A 25692-nucleotide genomic window follows, 5' to 3' on the forward strand; every position below is an offset into this window, starting at 1 on the left:
CGGCTTCCCGTTTTCACGGTAAGCCGTTTTATGACGCTTTCAGTAATCAGACGGCTGGACGCGCGATAACGCTGCGGGTTTCCAGACGGACTTCAGCGATGGTCACGTCAATGACCTCGGTGACTTTAAAGACCACTTCACCTTTGATTTGCACGGTGCCGTTTTCCTGGCTGCAAACCAGTTCGTCACGCACGGCATGCAGGAACGGTGCCGGAATAAACGCGACCGCGCCGTTATCCACCAGACGCACGCGCATACCGCCACGGCTGATATCGATGATCTCTGCGGCAAAGCGAGTATTCGTCCCGGCGCTATCCTTCAGGAAGCGGGCATACAGCCAGTCGCCGACATCGCGTTCTGCCATGCGGTTCAGACGACGGCGTTCCGCCATCTGTACGGTAACATCCGCTTGCGGGCGGTCAACGGATGCGCCTTTGATTACCGCTTTCAGCAGGCGATGGTTGATCATATCGCCATACTTACGAATCGGTGAGGTCCAGGTGGCATAGGCATCGAGGCCGAGACCAAAATGAGGGCCCGGTTCGACGCTGATTTCCGCGTAAGACTGGAAGCGACGAATACGGCTGTCGAGGAAGCCGGTTGGCTGGGCGTCCAGCTCGCGACGCAGCTTGCAGAAGCCTTCCAGGGTCAGCACTTCCTCGGTATCTACATGCATACCGTGCGTTTTCAGCAGGGCAGCAAGCTGCTCGCCGTTCGCCGGATCGAAACCGGTATGAACGTTGTAGATACCAAAGCCGAGCTTATCACGCAGCACGCGGGCGGCGCAGATGTTGGCGGCAATCATCGACTCTTCAACAATGCGGTTGGCAATACGGCGAGGCTCGGCCACGATATCCAGCACTTCACCTTTCTCGCCCAGCACAAAGCGATAATCCGGACGATCTTTAAACACCAGCGCATGGTTGTGACGCCATTCGCCGCGTTTCAGGCAAATCTGGTTTAACAGGGTAATTTGCCCGGCAATACCTTCACCCGGCGGCTGCCAGCTGCCTTTACTTTCCAGCCAGTCGGAGACATTGTCATAGGCCAGCTTTGCTTTGGATTCGATGGTTGCCGCGAAGAATTCAATGTCATCTTCAATGGCGCCCTCTGCATTAACGATCATCCGGCAGGCCAGCACCGGACGAACTTCGTGTGGGCGCAGGGAGCAGAGATTATCCGACAGTTCACGGGGCAGCATCGGAATATTAAAGCCCGGCAGGTAGTTGGTAAATGCGCGCACTTTAGCGGCTTCATCCAGTTTACTGCCTTCGGCGATCCAGGCCGTCGGATCGGCTATCGCCACGGTTAATTGCAGCTTGCCGTCAGCCAGCGCTTCCGCATATAACGCATCGTCCATATCTTCGGTGCTGGCACTGTCGATGGTCACGAAGTCCAGCGCGGTTAAATCATGGCGCTCAAGACCTTCGTCCATTATTTCAGTGGCGCTGCCTTGCGGCGCGTCTTTTTCCAGATTATGGCGCGCCAGGGTGACCCACCACGGAACGAAATGATCGTCACCAAAGGTAATAAACTGCGTCAGTTCGGCATAGAAACTGCGGTCGCCCTTAAGCGGATGGCGGCGCATCTCGGCCACAGCCCAGTCGCCATTCTGAAAATCGTGCGCCACGCCGCGTTCGGCGCGACACGGAATCGCATCTTTCAGCAGGGGATGATCGGGAATAATAGAAAGACGGTCATCTTTCTTCTGAACTTTGCCGACGAAGCGGGTCAGAAAAGGCTCAACAAGCTCTTCCGGCTCCGCGTTTTCACGATCTTTTTCACTATGAATAACGGCAATAACACGGTCGCCGTGCATGACTTTTTTCATCTGCGGCGGCGGAATAAAGTAGCTTTTTTGCGCGTCGACTTCGAGGAAGCCAAAGCCCTTTTCCGTGGCTTTAACGACCCCTTCAGCACGCGGGGTCTGGGAATGTAGTTGCTGTTTAAGCTGCGCGAGCAGCGGGTTATCCTGAAGCATAATGGTGTATTTTCGTGGCCTAAGAGCGGTTGACAGTTTTACGCGAATCTGACCCTTCCAGCAAGCGCTGTTTGCCCCTTTCCCCTGAACAATGTCGGGTTAAGCCGTTTCGCCCAGCGCAATCCTTAGCCGATTCAGCCAGCCGCATAAACCGCTCCATGCAAGCAGGTTAACCGCTTGCTCAACGGAGAAGCCCTGTTCGGTAAGCGGGTTAAACTGAGCCGCGCTAAAGCGGTCTGGCGCGCGGGTCAATAACTGAACGGCCTGAATGATAGCCTGCTCGGTAGGGCGGTGTTGACTCCAGAAGGCTAACGCTTTTTCATCCCCGAAAGGGTGCTCTGTTGCGCCATCCACGTTGCCGCGCCAGGCGTTGAAACAGCTTACGCTGCCATTGATACGGGCCGTAATTAGCGCGGCCAGTCCGCTAAACGAATCCGATGGCAGGGCGCTAATGATCCTGGCCGTCGCATCAAGCGTGCGGCAATCATACACCAGTAGAGGAACCAGCCCCTCCAGCGGCGGTAGCGCCTGCCATTTCTTCAGCGTCGCAGTCTGTTCTGCGCTGGCGTGATGAGGTTCAATACCACTTATGGTGGGGCGCCACTGCGCATCCCGATCGGCAAAACGCGTCGCCAGGGCATCTTCCTGCACCGGCATGCCGGGAAGCCAGCGTACCGGGTGACCGAGCAGCGCCTGGAAGACAGACAGTACCCGTGCCTGAAAACCGATAAAGCCGGTGATTTGATTAATCAGCACGATATCGTGAGTCGTTAGTCCCACATCTTCGAGCTGCGTCCTGGCCTGCGGGGTAATGACCGACGGCGAGCTGGCAAGTTGACGAGCATACTGGGTAGTCTGCGCCAGGCGATGATTACTTTCACGGGAAGAGTCAGGGCCAGGTAACGGGGCCAGTCGTGCGGCATAGTGATTGCATAACCGCTGTACGCCGTAGACCTGGGCAACGGTTAAGGCGGTACTCAGACGATCGTAGGCGCTGAACGTTTGCAGGCGGGTGACCGCCACGCTATCGGGGAAAAGCAACCTTGTCAGTTCTCTGGCCGGGGCGATCCAGCTTTCACAGGCGGCAAGAAGCGACGCGGGAAGCGTAAGCTCAAGCAGGAAGCGGTCCTCAACGTGAGCGGCTTCAGGGACTAACGGCAGAACGTCTGCCGGACAGGTACTGGACTGAGTCTCATGGTACCAGTGGCTTTTGCCGGAAACGCGGCGTTGCTCCATGGGCTTTCCTTGATCTGAAGGTGGCGACCCGCGCGAATGCAGACGCTGTGCAACGGATCGTTTTAACCTGGATATCCTGGCGTAAGCGCGTGAGGGGATAAAAGAATGAAGGGTGATATTTAATAGCAGATCGGAATATAGAAGGGAAAACCCTCTCCGCGCGGGGCGAAGAGGGCAGAGAACTTATTTAAGTTCCAGTTCGTTCATTGCGGCGATGCTGAAACCGCCGTCAACGTGAACCACTTCACCGGAGATACCCGCGGAGAGGTTAGAGCACAGGAACGCAGCGGAGTTACCCACGTCTTCAATGGTCACCGTACGGCGAATCGGGGTAACCGCTTCACAGTGTGCCAGCATCTTACGGAAATCTTTGATGCCTGATGCCGCCAGAGTACGGATTGGACCAGCAGAGATAGCGTTAACACGTACGCCTTCCGGGCCCATCGCGTTTGCCATATAGCGCACGTTGGCTTCCAGGGACGCTTTAGCCAGACCCATTACGTTATAGTTAGGGATCGCACGTTCTGCGCCCAGATAAGACAGGGTCAGCAAGGCAGAATCCGGGTTCAGCATGTCACGGCAGGCTTTCGCCAGCGCCACAAAGCTGTAGGCGCTGATATCGTGGGCAATCTTAAAGCCTTCACGAGTCACGGCGTTCACATAGTCGCCGTCCAGCTGGTCGCCAGGGGCGAAACCGATGGAGTGAACAAAACCGTCAAATTTCGGCCAGCTTTTCGCCAGTTCGCTGAACAGCGCGTTAATGCTCTCATCTTCAGCTACGTCACACGGCAGCACAATGCTGGAGCCCAGCTCAGCGGCAAAACCTTCCACGCGGCCTTTCAGTTTATCGTTCTGGTAGGTGAACGCCAGTTCAGCCCCTTCACGATGCATAGCCTGTGCGATACCGTAGGCAATGGAAAGTTTACTGGCGACGCCAGTGATCAGAATGCGCTTACCGGTAAGAAAACCCATAGCTTAAGTCCTTATTTGATTGGTGCTTATTTTGCCTGACGTCAGGCGATGTGTTGCTTAAATAAGCGGTACGAAACCACAAACGGCCATTATAAGCTACTCCATCAGAGGAGGCTATAGGGGAGGCAGTGGATAGAGCAGTGACAGTGTCACTTAATGATTGCCCTGCCGGCTTATCCTCATACGGGAATGGCGCGTAAGCTCACTGATTCGGACATTTATGGGTGGTGTAATGTGATCTCTCTCTGATTTTCGTCCCTGCCTACTCAGTACTATTGCACGCCTGAAATGGACCACACAACGAGACAGGGATTATGCCATTACCATCAGATTATTATCAGCGCGTCTACGCTGGCGTATTGGGGAAATTGATCGGCGTTTATCTGGGCCGACCCTTTGAGGGCTGGACCTGTCAGCGGATTATGCGGGAGCTGGGGCCGATAAATTATTATGTCCATGACCAGTTTAACCGCCCGCTGGTGGTGACTGACGACGACGTGGCCGGAACGTTTACCTTTATTCGCGCCCTGGAAGACTACGCTTTACCGCCAGACCTCACCGCAGAGCAACTGGGTCAGTGCTGGCTGAACTACATCATTGATAAACGCACTATTCTCTGGTGGGGCGGCCATGGTAATTCCACCGAGCATACCGCCTGGCTGAACCTCAAAAAGGGGATCGTTGCGCCGCTAAGTGGCGCGATCGCCACCAACGGTAAAACCATCGCTGAGCAAATCGGCGCACAAATTTTTATCGACGGCTGGGCGCTGGTCGCGCCAGGCCAACCGTTGCTGGCCGCCTCGCTGGCGCAAAAGGCCGCCAGCGTCAGCCACGACGGGGAGTCTGTGTATGCCGCGATGCTATGGGCAGCCATGGAGGCGCAGGCGTTTATTTGTCAGGATATTGAAACGCTTATCGCCACCGGACTGTCGGTTATTCCTGCGGAGTGTGAGATTGCCCGGGTTATTGCCGACGTGTGCCGCTGGCGCAAAGCGGACAACGACTGGCTCTGTACTCGCCAGCGCATTGAAGAGCAGTACGGCTATCAAAAATACCCCAGCAACTGCCATGTGATCCCTAATCACGCCATTATGATTATGGCGATCCTCTACGCGCCGGATGATTTTCAGCAGGCGCAAATGATTATCAACACGTCCGGCTGGGACACGGATTGCAACGCGGGTAACGTCGGCTGTCTGTCGGGCATTATGCTGGGGTTGCAGGGCATCGATGCCGGGCCGGACTGGCGCGGACCGCTGGCGGACCGGATGCTAATCTCCTCCGCCGACGGCGGGTTCTCCATCAATAACGCCGTGCGGGTGACGGATTATCTTGTCGCGCTTGGTCATAAAATTGCCGGGCAGGAGCCGCCCGCTGCGCCAAAACAGGGAGCACAGTATCATTTCTCGCTTCCCGGCAGCGTGCAGGGTTTCCGCTTGCTGGCAGAAGAGAGCAATACCTCCGTTGACATCAGTAACGAGCAACGGGGTGGAACGCACTACTTAAGCCTGCGCTACGCGAATCTTACGGAACGGCCACGCTGCGTGACGACGCCAACGTTCGCACCGCCGGAAATCGTTGAAATGCACTCTTACGAACTGATGGCTACGCCGCTTATTTATGCGGGACAGCATTTGCAGGCCCACGTATTGATGCCGGAAGAGATAACCGGGCCTGTTTCCGTGCGCCTGTGCTACCGGGTTTATGACGAGAACAGTCAGCTACGGATCTGCTACGGTGAAGCGCAGACGTTACAACCCGGCAGTGACGTTACGCTAAGTATGATTATTCCTGATAATCACGGTCAGCCGATCGGTGACGTGGGGGTTTCCCTTGCCGCCGTTGACGGGAGCGTAAACGGTCGGGTTCTGGTTGACTTCCTGCGCTGGGACGGTGCACCCACACTAACGCTGACAAAACCCGGGGGCGAGAGTGATTTCTGGTGGCGGTCGTGGGTGAACGGTGTGGATCTGATCTCCCGTCATTATCCGTCCCGTTTCCGCATTTCAAAAGAGTATGGTGAAGGCATCGTCAGCCATGGAACCCGGCAGTGGGATGATTACCGGGTACAAAGTCAGATCACGCTGCACCTTGGCGATTATGGCGGGCTGGCGTTCCGCATTCAGGGGATGCGGCGCTATTATGCGCTGCGGGTAACGCGGGAAGAAAAAATCCAGCTTATTCGCGTCCGTGACGACAGCGTGACGGTACTGGCTGAGCAGGGGTTGAAAGACGTCTATGAACGCGAGATCGCCTTCGACGTGGTCATTGAGGGATCTACCATTACCGCCACGGTGGACGGTATAACCCTGCATGCCGAGGATGCCTCGACGCAACGCCTTGCCGACGGTGCCGTGGGTCTGCTGATCTGTGCCGGCGCGCTGTCTACCGCCGCAATAAAAATTGCTCCGGTGGCGTGAGCGAACGCCAGAAAGTGCTGAGCTTATCGCCTCACGTTAATCTGCCCGGTGGCGCTGCGCTTACCGGGCCTACGATGTGCTGTGTAGCCAGAGCCGATTTTATTGTAGGCCGGGCAAGGCGAAGCCGCCTCCCGGCATCACGCGCGCTTTAGCCAGGGCCGTTCTTAACGCCCCCTCTGGCCACGCGTCACCATTACTTATCTTTGCGCCAGGCATCGGCGGTCAACGCTTCACCAAAATGGCCGGCGATGAGCCGTTTGGTTAAATCATGCAGCGGAGCGGCGAGAACATCGGCGGTGCTGCCGCGCTCCACCACTTCCCCCTGATGCATCACCAGCACCTGATCGCTGATATGCTTCATCATCCCCAGATGCTGGGTAACGTAGATATAAGCAATCCCCTGTTTTTCCTGCAATTCCAGCATCAGATTAATCAACTGCGAGCGCATTGACATATCCAGCGAGGCCAGCGCTTCATCGGCGATGATCACCTGTGGGCGCAGGATCAGCGCCCGCGCCAGTCCCAGACGCTGTTTTTGCCCCGGTGCCAGCATATGCGGGTAGTAGCTAACGTGATCGGGAAGCAAACCCACCATGCGCATAGTTTCGATGATGCGCTTGCGCCGTTCTTCCGGTTGCAAATCGGTGTTCAGGCGCAGCGGAAAATCAAGAATCTGCGAGATACGCTGGCGCGGGTTGAGCGAGGTCGACGGATCCTGAAAAATCATGCGAATACGCTGGCTGCGAAAAGAGTAATCGCCATAGTGCAGCGGATAATCATCAATTAGCAGTTCGCCGGTGGTCGGCTCCACCATCCCCGCCAGCATTTTCGCCAGCGTCGATTTACCGGAACCGTTTTCGCCAATGATCGCCAGCGTCTGCTTCTCACGCAGGGTGAAACTGAGCGGTTTTACTGCCTCTACCGTCTGACGGTGAAACCAGCCGGTGCGGTAGCGGAAGGTTTTGCTCAGGTTGCGAACTTCCAGCAGGGTTTCAACCATCTTACTCTTTCTCCATATTCAGCGGGAAATGACAGGCATACAGATGGTTTTTAGCCCCTGTCAGACGAGGCGTTTCAATACACTTACGCTGTGCATACGGGCAGCGAGGCCCCAGACGACAGCCGATAGGCAAATGCTCCAGCAGTGGGATCGCACCGGGCATGGTATTCAGGCGGCTTTTATGCGGCATCGCGCTACCAAAATCCGGGATCGCGCGGATCAGCGCCTGGGTATAGGGATGATGCGGCGTGGCGATCAGCTCCTCGCTGGGCGCGGTCTCTACCGTCTGCCCGCAGTACATTACGTTAATCCTGTCAGCCCATTTGCTCAGCATTTGCAGGTCGTGGCTGATTAACAAAATGGTGGTGTTATTATTTTGATTCAACCGGCTCAACAGGCGGAAAATTTGCGCCTGAGTGGTAGGCTCCATCGCATTGGTGGGCTCATCGGCAATCAGCAGCCGCGGCTGATTCGCCAGCGCAATGGCAATCATTACCTTCTGGCATTCGCCGTCGGTCAGCTGATACGGAAAACTGCGCAGCACGTCTTTATGATCTTTAATCCCCACCCGATGAAGCAGTTCAATGGCGCGTTGCTTGCGCCAGCCAAAACGCCACCACCAGCGGCCTTTGAAGGTCCAGCGGGGAATATTCTGCATGAGCTGAGTGCCAATGCGCTCGGACGGATCGAGACAGGACTGCGGCTCCTGAAAAATCATCGACACGTTATGGCCCACCAGCTTGCGCCGTTCGCGCACGGAAAGCCGTAGCAGGTCGATATCATCAAAACGCATACGGTCGGCGGTGATCCGCCAGTTATCTTTGGCGACGCCGCAAATGGCTTTGGCAATCAGACTTTTGCCGGAGCCGGATTCGCCTACCAGCCCGCGGATTTCCCCCTCGGCAAGGGTCATGCTGACGCGATCGACCGCCTTAACCCAGCCCTCGCTGGTTTTGAACTCAATGGTCAGATTGCGGATATCTAATAGCGGCATTATTCCACCCCCGCGTTGATCGCCCGGCGCAGGCCGTCACCCAGCAGGTTGATCAGCAGCACGCTGACCATAATCGCTGCCCCCGGCAGCATCACCGTCCACGGCGCCACGTAAATCAACTCCAGCGCGTCGCCCAGCATGGCGCCCCATTCCGGAGAGGGAAGCTGCGCGCCGAGGTCGAGAAAGCCCAGCGCGGCAATATCCAGAATCGCCATTGACAGGGCGCGGGTGATCTCGGTGACCATCCCGGCGGTGATGTTAGGCAGTACCGCAAACCACAAAATATTCAGCGTCGTCGCCCCGTCCAGACGGGCGGCCACGACGTACTCTTTTTCCAGCTCATCGTGCACCATGCTGTAGACCGAACGCACCATCCGCGGCAGCAGGGCCAGCCAGACGGCAAACATTGCATGGGACAAATGCGGGCCAGCGAACGCCACCACGATAATGGCCAGCAGCAGTGACGGAATAGACAGCAGCGTATCCAGGATATGATTTAACGTTGCAGAACGCAGGCCGTGGGTGGAACCGGCGACCACGCCGAGCACCAGCCCGCACAGCGTCGCCGCCAGCGTCACCAGAAACGCGCCGCCGACGGTGGGCGTTGCGCCGCTGAGCAGACGGCTCAGTACATCGCGCCCCAGGTCATCGGTGCCGAGAAAGAATGACACTTCACCATAGCGCGACCAGGACGGCGGCAGCAGTTGATAGCCTAAAAACTGCTGATTAATCCCGTAGGGCGCGAACCAGCCACCGAATAAACACAGCAACAGCAGCGCGCCGCAGCCGTAAAGACCGATCATGGCGGTGGTGTCGCCGTAGAATTTGCGCCACGCGTTGCGCAGCGTGCCCGGCGAGCGTTTTTCGCTGTAGACGCTATCGTAAGGCATACCATTCCTTATGTTTCAGAGGGTTAGCCATAGCACCCAAAATATCAGAAATCATGTTAACAATAATGACCAGGGCGCCAATCACCATCACGCCCGCCGAGATCGCCGCATAATCCTGCTGGCGAATAGCATTAATCAGCCAGCGGCCCAGTCCCGGCCAGCTAAACACCACTTCTGTTATCATCGCCAGCGTCAGCATGGTGGAGAATTGCAGCCCGAGGCGGGGGATCACCGGCGGCAGCGCGTTGTGTAGTACATGACGCCAGAGGATCGTTCGCCGCGATACCCCACGCGTGGCCGCCGCTTTAATGTAATTTTGATCAAAAACCTCAATGGTGCTGATGCGCATCAAGCGAATGACTTCGGTGGTAGGCGCGACCGCCAGCGTCAGCACCGGCAACACCATATGCCTGAGCGCGCTGATCACCATTTCATGCCGCCACGGTGAATCGGAAAGCCAGGCGTCAATAATGGCGAAACCGGTAACGTTTTTAACTTCATACAGCAGGTCAAAGCGCCCCGAGACCGGCAGCCAGCCGAGGGTCAGCGAAAAAAACAGCGTAAGCAGCAGCGCCAGCCAGAATACCGGAATGGAAAAACCAAGCAGCGCCAGCGCGCTGATGACGTTGTCCTGCCATTTATTGCGGGTGATCCCGGCCAGCATGCCCACCGGAATGCCGATCAGCAGGGCAAAGGTGAAGGCGAGGATACAAAGCTCCATGGTGGCCGGAAACACCTCTTTTAACTGCTCGGAGATTAACTGGCCGTTGATACTGGAGACGCCGAAATCCCAGTGCAAAATACCGTTAAACCAGAACACCCAGGCGTTCCACAGCGATGCGCCCTGCAGCGGTGCGTGAGGGGTAAAGTAGCTCAGACTAAAACCGATAAACGTCAACAAAAACAGCGTAACCAGTAACAGCAGCAGGCGGCGCAATGTAAAAATAATCATGGTTTTTGCACCTCTTCTTTTTCGCGCGAGACGCCCGCAAAAGAGGCGTTACCGAACGGACTGAGCACTAATCCTTTCATGTCATAGCGATACGCCTGCAGGCGTAGCGATGAGGCCAGCGGCAGCACCGGGAGTTCGCTGGCGAGGATACGCTGCGCTTCATCGTAGGCATCAATGCGTGACGCCAGCTGCTGCGACGACAGCGCTTTTAGCAGCACGTTGTCAAACTGGCGATTGCACCAGTGGGCATAGTTGGTTTGCGAGCTGATGGCGGCGCAGCTCAGCAGCGGGCGGAAAAAACTGTCCGGATCGTTACTGTCAGTCGCCCAGCCCGCCAGTGTCAGGTCGTGATTCATGTCCATCAGCCGCGCCTCCTGGAAACGCCCCTCGACCGGCATAATAGTGACCTTTACGCCGATGTGCGCCATGTCTGCCTGAATGAGTTCTGCCATTTTCAGCGGGCTGGGGTTCCAGGCCTGCGACGAGGTGGGAACCCAAAGCTGAAGCGACAGTTTTTCTATTCCCAGCGCTTTAAGCTGCGCGCGGGCTTTGCCCGGATCGTATTCGGTAATTTTCGCTTCGTTGTCATAAGCCCACGAGGCGCGCGGCAGAATCGAGGCCGCGGTTTCCGCCGTACCGTAATAAATCGACTGCATTAATCGTTCATTATTAATGGCCAGCGCCAGCGCATGACGCACCGCCGGATTATTCAGCGGTGCTTTATTGGTATTAAAGGCCAGGTAGGCAATGTTCATTCCCGGGCGCAGCGTCAGCCGCAGGCGCGGATCGTCGCGCAAAATGGACAGTTGGCTGGCGGCAGGCCAGGCCAGCACATCACATTCACCGGTTAACAGGCGCGAGAGGCGGCCCGTACCGCCGGAACCCAGATCCACCACCACCTGCGGCATTAGCGGCTGGCCGCGCCAGAAATGGGGATGGCGCTGCAGGCGGATATATTGACCAGAGCGGTATTCGCTAAGCTGATAAGGCCCGGTGCCAACCGGCTGGCGATCCAGCTGTTCCTGACGATCGGTTTTGGTTAACGCGGCGGCATATTCTGCCGACATGATGGAGGCGTAATGGGTTGCCAGATGCCAGAGAAATGAGGCGTCCGGCCGGGTCAGGCGAAACTCAACGGTGCGATTATCCAGCTTGCGCACGCTCTGCACCGTATCGGCAAACTGCAGGCTGTCGAAGTAGGGGAAGCCACTACCGTTAACGTTGTGCCACGGATGATGGCGGTTAAAGATGCGCTGGAAGGTAAATACCACATCGTCGGCATTCAACGTGCGGCCAGGTTTAAACCACGCGGTATGTTGAAAAGCGACGCCGCTGCGCAGATAAAAGCGGTAGGTTGCGCCGTTATCGAGGACTTCCCAGCGTTCAGCCAGTTCAGGCACCAGGCGATAGGTATAGGGATCGACCTCCAGCAGGCGATCGTAAAGCTGGTCGGCCAGCGTATCCACAATCAGACCGCTTCCCGCTTTTTGCGGGTTAAAGGTGCTCACCTGTCCGTTAACGCAATAGACAAAGCCGCTATCACGGATATCGGAAACAGGCGAAGCCGGTGGCACAGGCGCGGCATGAGCCAGGCCGTAAAACAGGCCGGCTGCGGCGACCAAAGATGACAAAACCAGGCGCATAATTTTCAGGGTTTTCAGATTCGATCTGCAAAGTGTATCGCACTTATGTCTGCTGCGTAAAAATGTCTGCGGACAAACGCTGTAAATCTCGCCAGTTTTGCCATTCCGGGGGCTAAATTTGATGTTTTTTGAGCAATGCCCGCAGCTGATGATAGGTCAGCCCCAGCAGTTCAGCCGCGCGTTTTTGATTAAACCGGCCCTGTTGCAGGCTTTTTTCCAGTAGCGCCCGCTCTTGTTGCTGTTGATACTGACGCAAATCAAGCGGCAGGTCGGGAAGGGCATCTGGCTGGCGTTGCGAAGGCGATGGCGGCAGGGTGCGGGCAAAGGGATCGATAATAATCTCATCTAATGGCTCGTCGCTGGTGCCGTGACGGTACACAGAGCGCTCCACGACGTTTTTCAGCTCACGAATATTGCCCGGCCAGCGATAGCCCTGTAACGTCTGACTAGCGCGTTCGGTAAAGCCCGGAAACAGCGGCAGACCGATTTCGCGGCACATCTGGATCGCGAAATGATCGGCCATCAGCATGATATCGCTATGCCGCTCGCGCAGCGGTGGAAGCTGTACCACGTCAAAAGCCAGCCGGTCGAGCAGGTCAGCGCGAAACGTACCTTCCTCAACCATGGCGGGCAAATCCGCATTCGTTGCGCAAACCAGCCGCACATTCACCTGCAAGGGTTGACTGCCGCCCACGCGCTCCAGCTCACCATACTCGATGACGCGCAGCAGCTTCTCCTGCACCAGCATTGGCGCGGTTGCCAGCTCATCAAGAAACAGGGTGCCGCCGTCGGCGCGTTCAAAACGCCCCGGATGACGTTTTTGCGCCCCGGTAAACGCGCCGGCTTCATGACCAAAAAGCTCAGAGTCGAGAAGGTTTTCATTCAGCGCCGCGCAATTGAGCGAGACAAAAGATCCCTGCCAGCGGGGGGAAAGAAAGTGCAGGCGACTGGCGATCAGCTCTTTCCCCGTACCGCGTTCACCGATAATCAGCACGGGCTTGGTCAGCGTAGCGAGCCGTGAGACTTGTTCCAGCACGTCAACGAAGCTGTTCGCTTCACCCAGCAGGTTATCTTTGTATTCAGCCATGATGAAATTCACCATATGTTAGTGTGATTCACCAGTAAACTGTATATGCGTATCGGTGGTAAATCAATCAACTCCCGATAAAACAATAACATAAAAATGTGGCACGCTGATTGCACATAGCTATTCAGCAGGGCACTGCTCGATATAATGAACATTATTGTGAGGATCGAATTATGGGTATTTTTTCTCGTTTCGCCGACATCGTGAACGCCAACATCAACTCGCTGCTGGAAAAAGCGGAAGATCCGCAGAAGCTGGTGCGCCTGATGATTCAGGAAATGGAAGATACGCTGGTCGAAGTTCGCTCCACCTCCGCCCGCTCTCTGGCAGAGAAAAAGCAGCTCACCCGCCGTATTGAACAGGCGACCGCCCAACAGGCAGAATGGCAGGAAAAAGCTGAACTGGCGCTGCGTAAAGATAAAGACGATCTGGCTCGCGCCGCGCTGATTGAAAAGCAAAAGCTGACCGATCTAATTGCGACGCTGGAAGATGAGAGCACGCTGGTCGATGAAACCCTGACCCGCATGAAAAAAGAGATTGGCGAGCTGGAAAATAAACTGAGCGAGACCCGTGCGCGCCAGCAGGCATTAGCGCTGCGTCACCAGGCCGCAAGTTCTTCCCGCGATGTGCGCCGTCAGCTGGACAGCGGTAAAATTGATGAAGCCATGGCGCGTTTTGAATCTTTCGAGCGCCGTATCGATCACATGGAAGCCGAAGCGGAAAGTCATGGCTTTGGCAAACAAAGAACGCTGGATCAGCAATTTGCCGATTTGCAGGCCGACGATGAAATCAGCGAGCAGCTTGCGGCGCTGAAAGCCAGAATGAAGCAGGATAATCAATAATTATTTGGCGGTGCCCGAACGCACCGCCGCTCAATATCTGTAAGGAGTACACATGAGCACGCTTTTCCTTGCTATACCGCTAACCCTGTTCATTTTGTTTGTTCTGCCGGTCTGGCTGTGGCTGCATTACAACAACCGTTCCAGAAACGGCACGCTCTCTGCTAATGAACAGCAGCATTTGGTTCAGTTGAGCGATGAAGCGAAAAGAATGCGGGAACGTATTCAGGCACTGGAAGCCATTCTTGATGCGGAACATCCAAACTGGAGAGATCGCTAATGGCAACGATTGATTTGAATAAAAAATTATGGCGACTTCCCCAGCAGGGCATGGTGAAGGGCGTCTGCGCCGGGATCGCCCATTACTTTGATGTGCCGGTGAAGCTGGTCCGTCTCATCACCGTATTAGCGATGGTTTTTGGGCTATTCTTCTTTGTGGTGGTGGCCTACATCATCATGACCTTCATGCTGGATCCAATGCCAGAAGGGGAGATTGACGGTGAGCGAACCCCGTCAAACAGCGAATTACTGGCTGTGGTGGACGGTGAACTGGCGGATGGCGAAAAGCGCCTGCGCGACATGGAGCGTTATGTCACCTCGGATACCTTCTCGCTTCGCAGTCGATTTCGTCAGCTTTAATGAACAGGAGCCTGACATGAACAGTAAGTGGCAAAAAGCGAGCACCCGCGTGAAACCCGGCCTTAAGATCGCCGGCAAGCTGGTGCTGCTGACCGCGCTGCGCTACGGTCCGGCAGGCGTGGCGGGGTGGGCGATTAAGTCGGTTGCCCGCCGTCCGTTAAAAATGCTGCTGGCACTGGCGCTCGAGCCGTTACTAAACCACGCCGCCAAAAAAGTGTCTCGCCGCTACGCAAAGCGTCAGACCCCACGGTGACCCTTCCGGTCACCGTAACAACCCTTTCACATATTCTCCCCTGAATTTGCGGCAGCTCACAAATTACAAAATTACCCCGCTAAAATTCCTGGTTTCGCCTCGTATGACTCATGCGCTGGATTGACAGCTAATTTTCACAGGAGTAGTCTCCTTTTTCGTGGGACCGCTACCATGGAAAAGTGAAATGAAGGAAAAAATTAATCAGTTGCTCACCGATGTTTACGCCGACGCATTTTCAGAGGCACATCGTGAGGCATTATTTACTGCCATCGACCACAGTAAATTATTAATTGCGCAACAGCGTAAGCAGGGGTGGGATGAAAGTGATGTGGTGTTAATCACCTATGCAGATCAGTTTCACCACGCTGACCAAAAACCGCTGGCAGTATTTAATCAATTTTACCAGAAATGGTTTAAGTCCGTTTTCTCGCACGTTCATCTATTACCTTTTTGCCCGTGGTCATCAGACGACGGTTTCTCCGTGGTGGATTATCATCGGGTTGACCCGGAAAGCGGAGACTGGAATGATATCGCTGAATTAAAAACCCAGACGAAATTAATGTTTGATTTTGTCTGCAATCATATGTCGGCCAAAAGTGAATGGTTTAATAACTATTTACAGCAGAAACCGGGTTTCGAGAATTTCTTTATTGAGATGGATCCCGGGACGGATTTATCCGCGGTAACGCGTCCTCGTGCATTGCCACTGCTGACGCCTTTTACCCTGAGCGATGGCTCAGTACGTCATCTGTGGACCACCTTCAGTGAAGATCAGGTTGACCTCAACTATGCCTGCCCGCAAGTGCTGTTGGCGATGGTGGATGTGCTGCTGCATTATCTGTTGCAGGGCGCGGACTATATCCGTCTTGATGCGGTCGGATTTATGTGGAAAACGCCGGGCACCAGCTGCATTCACCTTGAAAAAACGCACCAGCTCATCAAACTGTTCCGCGCTATCGCTGATGCAGTAGCGCCGGGAACGGTGATCATTACTGAAACCAACGTGCCGCACAAAGACAATATCGCTTATCTTGGCAATGGCAGTGATGAAGCGCATATGGTTTATCAATTCTCTTTGCCACCGCTGGTATTACACTCGGTACTCAGTCAGGATGCTACCGCGCTATGTCGCTGGGCGCAGAGCCTCACGCTGCCTTCGGATAAAACGACCTGGTTCAACTTTCTGGCCTCGCACGACGGGGTTGGCTTGAATCCGCTGCGCGGGATTTTGCCGGAAGACGACATTCTGCGGCTGGTCGATAAACTTCAGCAGCAGGGTGCCCTGGTTAACTGGAAAAATAACCCGGATGGCAGCCGTAGCCCTTACGAAATCAACGTGACCTATATGGACGCGCTGAGTCGCCGGGATGACAGCGACGATGAGCGTCTGGCCCGCTTTACGCTGGCGCACGCGATTTTACTGACGTTTCCTGGCGTTCCGGCGGTATATATCCAGAGCATTATGGGATCGCGTAACGATTATGCGGGCGTAGAAAAACTGGGATATAACCGCGCTATTAATCGCCAGAAATATGACGCCGCTGAAATAGAGCAGCAGCTGTTTGCATCTGACTCGCTGCGCAGCAGAGCATACCATATCCTTTCTCAACTGATCGTGCTACGTCGCCAGCATAAAGCATTTCATCCAGATAGCCAGTTTACTATTCAGACGCTTAATCCCAGCGTACTGTTAATTACCCGTACGGCTAATAATGGCGAGGAAATTACGGCGCTGTTTAATATTAGCGATAAAGAACAGCACGTCGATGCACACGTACAGGGTGGTTTTGATTTAATGAATAAACATACCGTTATGGAAAAATCGGTAACATTGCGTCCGTGGCAGGTTACCTGGATCAAAAAACAATAAAGGAACGTCTTATGAATAAATCAAAAATAGCGCTGTTAGCAGCGCTGGTTTCCTGTACGCTCATTTCCGGCTGTGATGATAATAATAAGCATAAAGTAGCTATCGAATTCATGCACTCATCTGTTGAGCAGGAACGTCAGGCCGTTATTATCAAACTGATTGAACGCTTCGAGAAAGAAAATCCGGATATTACGGTTAAACAAGTTCCGGTAGAAGAAGATGCTTATAACACCAAAATTATCACCCTGGCTCGTTCCGGATCGCTGCCGGAGGTGATCGAAACCAGCCATGACTATGCCAAAGTGATGGATAAAGAGCAGTTGATCGACCGCAAAGCCATTGCTGAGGCCATTAACGCGGTGGGTGAAGATCAATTCTATGACGGCGTTCTGCGTATTGTCCGCACTGAAGACGGTACCGCCTGGACCGGCGTGCCGATTAGCGCCTGGCTACAGGGGATCTGGTATAAGAAAAATGCGCTGGCGAAAGCGGATATTGCTGAGCCACACAACTGGCAAGACCTGCTGGCCGCAGCGCAAAAATTTAACGATCCGGCGCAGAAAAAATACGGTATCGCGCTGCCCACCGCCGAAAGTGTCATGACAGAACAGGCATTCTCCCAGTTTGCCTTGTCTAATCAGGCCAACGTGTTTGACGCCAGCGGCCATATCACGCTCAATACACTCGAAATGGCGCAGTCACTGGCGTTTTATCGTGACCTGGCTGCAACCACTATGCCGGGCTCGAATGACGTCATGGAGATCAAAGACGCCTTCATGAACGGCTCCGCGCCGATGGCAATGTACTCCACCTACATCATCCCGGCGATTTTCAAAGAGGGCGAACCTGCAAACCTCGGTTTCATGGTGCCGACTGAAAAATCCGCCGCCGTGTACGGCACGATCACCTCTCTGACCATCAGTAACGGCCAGACCGAAGATGAAACCGCCGCCGCCGAGAAATTTGTCGCCTTTATGGAGAAAGCGGACAACGCCGCCGACTGGGTCATGATGTCTCCGGGTGCTGCGCTGCCGGCCACCAAAAATATTGTGAATACCCCACAGTGGAAAGATAACGAGGTCATCAAAGCCTTTGGCACGCTGCCAACTGAACTGATTGCGCAATATCCACATATGCAGGTCTTTGGCGCCGTCGCTGACAAAAACTTTACCCGCATGGGCGATGTTACCGGCTCTGGCGTCGTCAGCTCCCTGGTGCATAACGTGACCGTCGGTCAGAAAGATTTACAGCAGACCCTGACGGACAGCCAGGCGAAGCTCGATGACCTGGTTAAACAACGTTAATGGCGAAAATGGACAGTAGTATGAAAAGGTTGTTTTCGGGCCGTTCGGATATGCCTTTTGCCATGCTGCTGCTGGCCCCCAGCTTATTATTGCTGGGCGGCCTGGTAGCCTGGCCGATGATATCCAATATAGAAATCAGTTTCTTACGTTTGCCGCTGAACCCGCGTATCAGTTCGACCTTCGTCGGGCTGGACAACTACATCCGCATTCTCGGCGACCCGGGATTCTGGCATTCGCTGTGGATGACCGTCTGGTATACCGCCCTGGTCGTTATTGGCAGTACGGCGCTGGGGCTGGGCGTGGCGATTTTCTTTAACCGCGAATTTCGTCTGCGTAAGACCGCACGCTCGCTGGTGATTTTATCCTACGTCACGCCGTCAATTTCGCTGGTTTTCGCCTGGAAATATATGTTCAACAACGGCTACGGCATTGTGAACTACCTCGGTGTCGATCTGCTGCATCTCTACGATCGGGCACCGCTGTGGTTTGACAATCCCGGCAGCAGCTTTGTGCTGGTGGTGTTGTTTGCCATCTGGCGTTATTTCCCGTACGCCTTTATCTCTTTCCTGGCGATTTTACAGACCATCGATAAATCGCTGTATGAAGCGGCGGAGATGGACGGCGCGAACGCCTGGCAGCGGTTCATGATCGTCACCCTTCCGGCCATCATGCCGGTGCTGGCAACGGTCGTGACGTTGCGGACCATCTGGATGTTCTACATGTTTGCCGATGTGTATCTGCTCACCACCAAAGTCGACATCCTCGGTGTGTATCTCTACAAAACGGCATTTGCCTTTAACGACCTTGGCAAGGCAGCGGCGATCTCCGTCGTGCTGTTCGTCATCATCTTTGCGGTCATATTGCTTACCAGGAAGCGGGTGAATCTCAATGGCAACAAATAAACGCACGCTAAGCCGTATCGGCTTTTATATCGGGCTGGCGGTCTTTCTTATCATCACGCTGTTTCCGTTTTTCGTGATGCTGATGACCTCGTTTAAAGGTGCAAAAGAGGCGATCTCCCTGAACCCGACGCTGTTACCGCAGCACTGGACGCTGGAGCACTATGTCGACATTTTTAACCCGCTGATTTTCCCGTTTGTGGATTATTTCCGTAACAGCATGGTGGTGTCGGTCGCCTCCTCGGTCATTGCCGTTTTCCTGGGCACGCTGGGCGCCTATGCGTTATCCCGTCTGCGTTTCAAAGGGCGGATGACCATCAACGCCAGCTTTTACACGGTGTACATGTTCTCCGGGATCCTGCTGGTGGTGCCGCTGTTCAAAATCATCACCGCGCTCGGGATTTATGACACTGAACTGGCGCTGATCATCACCATGGTGACCCAGACGCTGCCAACGGCGGTCTTTATGCTGAAAAGCTACTTCGACACCATCCCGGATGAGATCGAAGAGGCGGCAATGATGGACGGCCTTAACCGCTTGCAGATTATCTTCCGCATTACCGTCCCGCTGGCGATTTCTGGTCTGGTATCGGTGTTTGTGTACTGCTTTATGGTGGCATGGAACGACTATCTCTTTGCGTCCATTTTCCTCTCCAGCGCCAGCAACTTTACGTTGCCGGTCGGCCTGAACACGCTGTTCAGCACGCCGGACTATATCTGGGGACGCATGATGGCGGCATCGCTGGTCACCGCGCTGCCGGTCGTCGTCATGTATGCACTTTCCGAACGTTTTATTAAGAGTGGGTTGACCGCTGGTGGCGTTAAAGGCTAAGGCGGCCTGTTTAATAAGGATATTGTAATGAAGAAGTTAGTAGCGACTGAACCGCGCGTAGCGGCCCTTGTTGAGTATGAAGACCGCGCTGTGGCGGCCAGTGAAGTGAAAATCCGCGTGATGTTCGGCGCGCCGAAACACGGTACTGAAGTGGTGGATTTCCGCGCGGCCAGCCCGTTTATTGATGAAGACTTTAATGCGGAATGGCAGATGTTTATGCCGCGTCCGGAAGGGGCGGCACGTGGTATTGAGTTCGGTAAATTCCAGCTGGGCAACATGGTGGTGGGTGAGATCGTCGAAAAGGGTGACAGTGTCACCGATTATGCGATTGGCGATTGCGTCTGCACCTATGGGCCGCTGTCTGAGACGGTGATCGTTAACGCGGTCAACAACTATAAGCTGCGCAAAATGCCGGCAGGTGCCTCGTGGAAAAACGCGGTGTGCTACGACCCGGCGCAGTTTGCGATGAGCGGCGTACGCGATGGCAACGTCCGCGTAGGTGATTTTGTGGTGATCATCGGCCTCGGCGCGATTGGTCAAATTGCCGTCCAGCTGGCGAAAAAAGCGGGCGCGTCCGTTGTCATTGGCGTCGATCCGATTGAACATCGCTGCGAGATCGCCCGCCGCCACGGCGCGGACTACTGCATGAGCCCCATCGGCACCGATGTCGGTATGGAAATCAAAAAAATCACCGGCAAGCAGGGCGCTGACGTCATCATCGAAACCAGCGGCTATCCCGATGCGCTGCAATCCGCGCTGCGCGGCCTGGCCTACGGCGGCACTATCTCTTACGTGGCCTTCGCCAAACCCTTTAGCGCAGGCTTCAACCTCGGGCGTGAAGCGCACTTCAACAACGCGAAAATCGTCTTCGCCCGCGCCTGCAGCGAACCGAACCCGGATTATCCGCGCTGGAACCGTAAGCGTATCGAAGAGACCTGCTGGGAACTGCTGATGAACGGTTATCTGGACTGTGACGATCTGATCGAACCGGTCGTAACTTTTGCGACCAGCGCTGAAAGCTACATGAAGTATGTCGATCAGCATCCGGATCTGAGCATCAAAATGGGCGTGACATTTTAAGGTTAAGGACAACAGCAAATGAAAATCGGAACACAGAATCAGGCGTTCTTCCCGGAAAATATCCTGGAAAAATTCCGCTATATCAAAGCAATGGGTTTTGACGGCTTTGAAATCGACGGCAAACTGCTGGTCAACAATATCGAAGAAGTCAAAGCAGCGATCAAAGAAACCGGCCTGCCGGTGACCACCGCCTGCGGCGGCTATGACGGCTGGATCGGCGATTTTATTGAAGAGCGTCGTCTGAACGGCTTACAGCAGATTGAACGCATTCTGGAAGCGCTGAGCGACGTCGGTGGTAAAGGCATTATTGTGCCAGCCGCCTGGGGGATGTTTACCTTCCGTCTGCCGCCCATGGTGTCACCGCGCAGCCTTGAAGGCGACCGCAAAATGGTCAGCGATTCGCTGCGCGTACTGGATAAGGTGGCGGCCCGTACCGGCACTACCGTTTATCTGGAGCCGCTGAACCGCTACCAGGATCATATGATCAATACCCTGGCCGACGCGCGTCGCTACATTGTGGAAAACGATCTCAAACACACGCAGATCATCGGCGATTTTTACCATATGAACATCGAAGAAGATGATATGGCAAAAGCGCTGCACGACAACCGCGATTTGCTGGGGCACGTGCATATTGCCGATAACCATCGCTACCAGCCGGGTACCGGTACGCTGAATTTCAAACAGCTGTTCGATCAGCTGCGCAGCGACAATTATCAGGGCTACGTGGTCTATGAAGGGCGCGTGCGGGCGGAAGATCCGGCCGAAGCATATCGTCAGTCTCTCGCCTGGCTGCGTCACTGCTAAGAGGTCACACGTGAAGAGTACAACGAAAACTTCTCCGCTGCGCGTCGCCATTATTGGGGCCGGGCAGGTAGCGGATAAAGTTCACGCCTCGTACTACTGCACCCGTGACGATCTGGAACTGGTGGCTGTCGCAGACAGCCGCCTTTCCCAGGCGCAGGCGCTGGCAGAGAAATACGGTAATGCCCAGGCCTGGGACGATCCCGAGGCTATGCTGCGTGACGTTCGCCCGGATATCGTCAGTATCTGCTCGCCCAATCGCTTTCATCATGAACATGTGATGCTGGCGCTGGCGGCAGGCTGTCATGTGATGTGTGAAAAACCGCCGGCCATGACGCCAGAACAGGCGGAAGAGATGTGCCAGGCCGCGCGCCGGGCGGGCAAAGTGCTGGCCTATGATTTCCATCACCGTTTTGCTGAGGATGCGCAGCTTCTGCGCCAGCAGGTGATGGACGGTACGCTGGGCGAAATTTATGTCACCAATGCCAGAGCCTTGCGCCGCTGCGGCGTGCCGGGCTGGGGCGTCTTCACCAATAAAGCACTTCAGGGCGGCGGACCGCTGATCGATCTTGGCGTGCATATGCTGGATGCGGCAATGTACGTGCTGGGGTTCCCGGCGGTAAAACACGTGACGGCCCACAGCTATCAGAAAATAGGCACCCGCAAAAACAACGGTCAGTTTGGTGAATGGGATCCTTCGGCGTATACCGTGGAAGACGCGCTGTTCGGCACCCTTGAATTTCACAACGGCGGCATCTTACGCCTTGAGACTTCTTTTGCGCTCAATATTCCGGAACAGTCGATCATGAACGTCTCTTTTTGCGGCGATCGGGCTGGTGCGACGCTGTTCCCGATGCATATTTACGACGATTGCAACGGCGAGTTACGTACGCTGTCCAGGCGCGAGCAGGCCGACGATCGCCGTCACTTCCGCAGTATGGACGCCTTCGTCCGCCACGTGCAGGGCGAGCCGATCACCATCGCAGATGCTGAGCAGGGACGCATCATTCAGCAACTGGTGGCCGCATTGTATCAGGCCGCCGAAACAGGGAAATGTGTAGAGTTATGATGTACGCCACAACGCTTAACGAACCGGGTTTCAGCCCGCACAGCCTGAATAAATACGCCTCTCTGATGGCGTCAGGCAATGGCTACATGGGCGTCCGGGCAACGCATGAAGAAGATTACACGGTGCAGACCCGCGGGATGTATCTTGCGGGGCTGTATCACCGGGCAGGAAAGGGGGAAACCAACGAGCTGGTTAATCTGCCGGACGTGGTCGGGGTGCAAATTGAACTGAACGGCGCGCCTTTCTCTCTGCTCAGCGGACACCTTGAACAGTGGCACCGCGAACTGAACTTTGCTACCGGTGAGCTTCATCGTTCCGTGGTGTGGCAGGCACCGTGCGGTGCGCATTTCGCTATCGAAAGCCGGCGTTTTGCGTCTGCCGCCCAGCCGGAACTGTTCGCGCTGCGCTTAACCATTACGCCGCTGGATACAGCAGCCCGTATCTCGCTCAGCACCGGCATTGACGCCACGCAAACCAACACCGGACGCCAGCACCTGGATGAAACCCAGGTCCGGGTTTTCGGCCAGCACTATCTGCAGGGCGTATACACCACCCAGGACGGCGCGGCGGAGGTGGTTATCTCTTCGTTTTGCCATATCAGCGGTGAAGCGCAAAGCAACGTTACGGCGAAGAACCGCCGTCTGCTGCAAAACAGCGCACTGGAGGTGGCAGCTGGTGAACGCGTGACCCTTGAGAAAATAACCTGGATAACCTGGTCTGACGATAGCCGTCGCGAATCAGCAACCCTGAGTGGACAAAGCCTGCAAGCGCTTCGCGAATGCGCCTCGCGGGGTTATGACAGCCTCTTTAGCGCATCGAAAAGCGCCTGGCGTCGTTTCTGGCAGCGTAGCCGCGTTGAAATCGAGGGCAGCGATCCGCGCGATCAGCAGGCGCTTGATTACGCGCTCTATCATCTGCACATCATGACGCCGGAACATGACGAGCGCAGCAGCATTGCAGCGAAAGCGCTGACCGGAGAAGGTTACAAAGGGCATGTTTTCTGGGATACCGAAGTGTTCCTTCTGCCTTTTCATCTGTTTACCGCCCCTGACGTTGCCCGCCAGTTGCTGCGCTACCGCTGGCATAATCTGCCCGGCGCACGTGAAAAAGCGCGGCGTAACGGCTGGCAGGGCGCGCTGTTCCCGTGGGAAAGCGCCCGCCGTGGTGAGGAAGAAACGCCGGAATTTGCCGCGATCAATATCCGCACCGGCGTGCGTCAAAAAGTGGCCTCTGCGCTGGCAGAACATCATCTGGTGGCAGACATCGCCTGGGCGGTGATCGCTTACTGGCACGCTACCGGTGACGAACGTTTTATGGCGCACGAAGGGGTGGATTTGCTGATTGAGACGGCGACGTTCTGGATCAGCCGGGCCACAGAGTGCAACGGGCGTCTGGAAATCCACGACGTTATTGGCCCGGACGAATATACCGAGCACGTCAACAATAACGCCTACACCAACTACATGGCGCATGATAACGTCGCGCAGGCGGTACATGTTGCCCGCCATTTTGCGCGGGGAGACGAGGCGTTCTATGCCAGCGCCGCGGCGTTTTTACAGCATCTGTGGTTACCTGAATGCGATGAAAATGGCGTCCTGCCTCAGGATGACACCTTCCTCGCAAAACCAGCTATTGATCTCACCCGGTACAAGGTGAAAGCCGGCAAGCAGACGATTTTACTGGATTACTCCCGCGCCGAAGTCAACGAGATGCAGATCCTCAAGCAGGCGGACGTGGTCATGCTGAATTATATGCTGCCCGATCGCTTCACCCGCCGCGAGTGTCTGGCAAACCTGGCGTTCTACGAACCCCGCACCATTCATGACTCCTCATTAAGTAAAGCGATTCACGGAATTGTGGCGGCGCGTTGTGGGGATGTGCCGCAGGCGTATCAGTTCTGGCGCGACGGTATTGATATTGACCTGGGCGAGGAGCCGCACAGCAGCGACGACGGGATCCATGCTGCGGCAACCGGCGCCATCTGGCTGGGGGCGATTCAGGGCTTTGCCGGGCTGAGTCTGCATCAGGGAGGCGTAAAACTCGCGCCGCGCCTGCCGGCCCACTGGCAAAAAATGACTTTCCCGCTGCACTGCCAGGGCGTCGCCATGCGCTGCACGTTGACGCATCAGCATATCAATATTGAAGCGGCGGCTTCCGTCAGTTTCTGGCTGTACGACCAGTACGTCACCGTGGAAGGTGAGGCGAGCTTTGCGTTAAGCGATTTTATTTTATCTGCGGCTGGGACCGCGACCACGGAGGGGCTATGCAGCCGGAAGCCGTAATTTTTGATTTGGACGGCGTCATTACCGACACCGCACATCTGCATTTTCATGCCTGGCGGCAGGTCGCCAGTGAGATTGGTATTGAGATTGACGAGGCGTTTAACAATGCCCTGAAGGGCATCAGCCGTGGCGAGTCACTGCGGCGCATTTTGCACTTCGGCGGGCGCGAAGCGGACTTTTCTCAGGCGCAGCGTGACGAACTGGCCACCCGTAAAAACAGGATTTATGTCGGGTCGCTTAACCAGCTTACGGCGCAATCCATTCTGCCGGGCATCCATGACCTGCTGCTGGAACTTAAGCAGCGCGGGATCCCCACCGGCCTGGCTTCGGTTTCGCTGAACGCTCCCACCATCCTGAACATGCTGGGCATTACCGAACTGTTTACGTTCTGTGCCGACGCCGGAAAGATCGCCCGCTCAAAACCGGACCCGGAGATTTTCCTCGCGGCCTGTCGCGGGCTGGGCGTCTGCGCCTCACACTGCATTGGTATCGAAGACGCCCAGGCGGGAATTGACGCTATTAATGCCAGCGGCATGCGCTCCATCGGTATTGGTACGGATCTCCAGCATGCCGGGCTTCGACTTCTCTCAACCGAACAACTTACGTGGCCGTGCTTATCGGCATTCTGGCAACGCGCAAAATAAGG

23 protein-coding genes are annotated in these 25692 nt (G+C 55.4%); 14 read left to right on the forward strand and 9 right to left on the reverse strand.

Annotation, left to right across the window (positions count from 1 at the left end):
- Nucleotides 1-46: 46 nt before the first annotated feature.
- From P0H77_RS10160 to fabI, 3 genes are all read right to left on the reverse strand, one after another.
- Nucleotides 47-1981 (reverse strand): exoribonuclease II, encoded by a 1935-nt coding sequence (locus tag P0H77_RS10160; protein ID WP_276164775.1) that lies wholly within the window; start codon nt 1979-1981, stop codon nt 47-49.
- Between the two features lie 99 nt (nt 1982-2080).
- Nucleotides 2081-3217, reverse strand: coding sequence for a carboxymuconolactone decarboxylase family protein (locus P0H77_RS10165; RefSeq protein WP_276164776.1), 1137 nt, complete (start codon nt 3215-3217; stop codon nt 2081-2083).
- 183 nt (nt 3218-3400) lie between these two features.
- Nucleotides 3401-4189 (reverse strand): enoyl-ACP reductase FabI, encoded by a 789-nt coding sequence (gene fabI, locus P0H77_RS10170; protein WP_276164777.1) that lies wholly within the window; start codon nt 4187-4189, stop codon nt 3401-3403.
- 314 nt (nt 4190-4503) lie between these two features.
- Here fabI and P0H77_RS10175 point away from each other — a divergent pair, with 314 nt between their 5' ends.
- The gene (locus P0H77_RS10175) at nt 4504-6609 is read left to right on the forward strand and encodes an ADP-ribosylglycohydrolase family protein (protein ID WP_276164778.1); all 2106 of its coding nucleotides are present in this window, start codon (nt 4504-4506) and stop codon (nt 6607-6609) included.
- A gap of 193 nt (nt 6610-6802) precedes the next feature.
- Here the strand turns inward: P0H77_RS10175 and sapF are convergent, their stop codons facing one another.
- The 6 genes from sapF to pspF all read right to left on the reverse strand — a co-directional run bounded on the left by sapF (nt 6803) and on the right by pspF (nt 13175).
- Entirely contained in the window at nt 6803-7609 is an 807-nt protein-coding gene (gene sapF, locus P0H77_RS10180; protein ID WP_276164779.1) for a putrescine export ABC transporter ATP-binding protein SapF, read from the reverse strand.
- A gap of 1 nt (nt 7610) precedes the next feature.
- Entirely contained in the window at nt 7611-8603 is a 993-nt protein-coding gene (gene sapD, locus P0H77_RS10185; RefSeq protein ID WP_194208416.1) for a putrescine export ABC transporter ATP-binding protein SapD, read from the reverse strand.
- A complete protein-coding gene (gene sapC / locus P0H77_RS10190; RefSeq protein ID WP_176918157.1) occupies nt 8603-9493 on the reverse strand; it encodes a putrescine export ABC transporter permease SapC in 891 nt (296 codons plus the stop codon). Before sapC ends, sapD begins: the two co-directional genes overlap by 1 nt.
- Entirely contained in the window at nt 9480-10445 is a 966-nt protein-coding gene (gene sapB / locus P0H77_RS10195) for a putrescine export ABC transporter permease SapB (protein ID WP_276164780.1), read from the reverse strand. Before sapB ends, sapC begins: the two co-directional genes overlap by 14 nt.
- Nucleotides 10442-12088 (reverse strand): ABC transporter substrate-binding protein SapA, encoded by a 1647-nt coding sequence (sapA, locus tag P0H77_RS10200; protein ID WP_276164781.1) that lies wholly within the window; start codon nt 12086-12088, stop codon nt 10442-10444. Before sapA ends, sapB begins: the two co-directional genes overlap by 4 nt.
- 112 nt (nt 12089-12200) lie before the next feature.
- The gene (pspF, locus tag P0H77_RS10205) at nt 12201-13175 is read right to left on the reverse strand and encodes a phage shock protein operon transcriptional activator (RefSeq protein ID WP_276164782.1); all 975 of its coding nucleotides are present in this window, start codon (nt 13173-13175) and stop codon (nt 12201-12203) included.
- A 173-nt stretch (nt 13176-13348) separates the two neighbouring features.
- Between pspF and pspA the strand changes: the two genes are divergently transcribed.
- From pspA to pgmB, 13 genes are all read left to right on the forward strand, one after another.
- Nucleotides 13349-14017, forward strand: a complete 669-nt coding sequence (pspA, locus tag P0H77_RS10210) for a phage shock protein PspA (RefSeq protein WP_276164783.1) — start codon at nt 13349-13351, stop codon at nt 14015-14017.
- A 52-nt stretch (nt 14018-14069) separates the two neighbouring features.
- The gene (pspB, locus tag P0H77_RS10215; RefSeq protein WP_276164784.1) at nt 14070-14294 is read left to right on the forward strand and encodes an envelope stress response membrane protein PspB; all 225 of its coding nucleotides are present in this window, start codon (nt 14070-14072) and stop codon (nt 14292-14294) included.
- Nucleotides 14294-14653, forward strand: a complete 360-nt coding sequence (gene pspC, locus P0H77_RS10220) for an envelope stress response membrane protein PspC (protein ID WP_276164785.1) — start codon at nt 14294-14296, stop codon at nt 14651-14653. Before pspB ends, pspC begins: the two co-directional genes overlap by 1 nt.
- Nucleotides 14654-14669: 16 nt before the next feature.
- Nucleotides 14670-14906 carry a phage shock protein PspD gene (pspD, locus tag P0H77_RS10225; protein ID WP_276164786.1) on the forward strand — a complete coding sequence of 79 codons (237 nt, stop codon included), beginning with the start codon at nt 14670-14672 and terminating at the stop codon, nt 14904-14906.
- A 184-nt stretch (nt 14907-15090) separates the two neighbouring features.
- The gene (locus P0H77_RS10230) at nt 15091-16776 is read left to right on the forward strand and encodes a sugar phosphorylase (protein WP_276164787.1); all 1686 of its coding nucleotides are present in this window, start codon (nt 15091-15093) and stop codon (nt 16774-16776) included.
- A gap of 11 nt (nt 16777-16787) precedes the next feature.
- Nucleotides 16788-18080: an ABC transporter substrate-binding protein gene (locus P0H77_RS10235; protein WP_276164788.1), complete on the forward strand. Its 1293-nt coding sequence runs from the start codon at nt 16788-16790 to the stop codon at nt 18078-18080.
- Nucleotides 18081-18100: 20 nt separating this feature from the next.
- A complete protein-coding gene (locus P0H77_RS10240) occupies nt 18101-18982 on the forward strand; it encodes a sugar ABC transporter permease (RefSeq protein WP_276164789.1) in 882 nt (293 codons plus the stop codon).
- Nucleotides 18969-19811: a carbohydrate ABC transporter permease gene (locus P0H77_RS10245; RefSeq protein WP_276164790.1), complete on the forward strand. Its 843-nt coding sequence runs from the start codon at nt 18969-18971 to the stop codon at nt 19809-19811. Before P0H77_RS10240 ends, P0H77_RS10245 begins: the two co-directional genes overlap by 14 nt.
- Nucleotides 19812-19838: 27 nt before the next feature.
- Complete coding sequence (locus P0H77_RS10250) at nt 19839-20891, forward strand: zinc-binding alcohol dehydrogenase (protein WP_276164791.1); 1053 nt, start codon at nt 19839-19841, stop codon at nt 20889-20891.
- Nucleotides 20892-20909: 18 nt separating this feature from the next.
- Nucleotides 20910-21698: a sugar phosphate isomerase/epimerase gene (locus P0H77_RS10255; RefSeq protein WP_276164792.1), complete on the forward strand. Its 789-nt coding sequence runs from the start codon at nt 20910-20912 to the stop codon at nt 21696-21698.
- 10 nt (nt 21699-21708) lie between these two features.
- Complete coding sequence (locus tag P0H77_RS10260) at nt 21709-22764, forward strand: Gfo/Idh/MocA family oxidoreductase (protein ID WP_276164793.1); 1056 nt, start codon at nt 21709-21711, stop codon at nt 22762-22764.
- On the forward strand, nt 22761-25046 hold the full coding sequence (locus P0H77_RS10265) for a glycoside hydrolase family 65 protein (RefSeq protein ID WP_276164794.1): 2286 nt from the start codon (nt 22761-22763) through the stop codon (nt 25044-25046). Before P0H77_RS10260 ends, P0H77_RS10265 begins: the two co-directional genes overlap by 4 nt.
- On the forward strand, nt 25028-25690 hold the full coding sequence (pgmB, locus tag P0H77_RS10270) for a beta-phosphoglucomutase (RefSeq protein ID WP_276164795.1): 663 nt from the start codon (nt 25028-25030) through the stop codon (nt 25688-25690). Before P0H77_RS10265 ends, pgmB begins: the two co-directional genes overlap by 19 nt.
- The last annotated feature ends 2 nt before the right edge of the window (nt 25691-25692 follow it).

Source organism: Superficieibacter sp. HKU1 (genome assembly GCF_029319185.1).
In the GTDB taxonomy this organism is placed as follows: Bacteria; Pseudomonadota; Gammaproteobacteria; order Enterobacterales; family Enterobacteriaceae; genus Superficieibacter.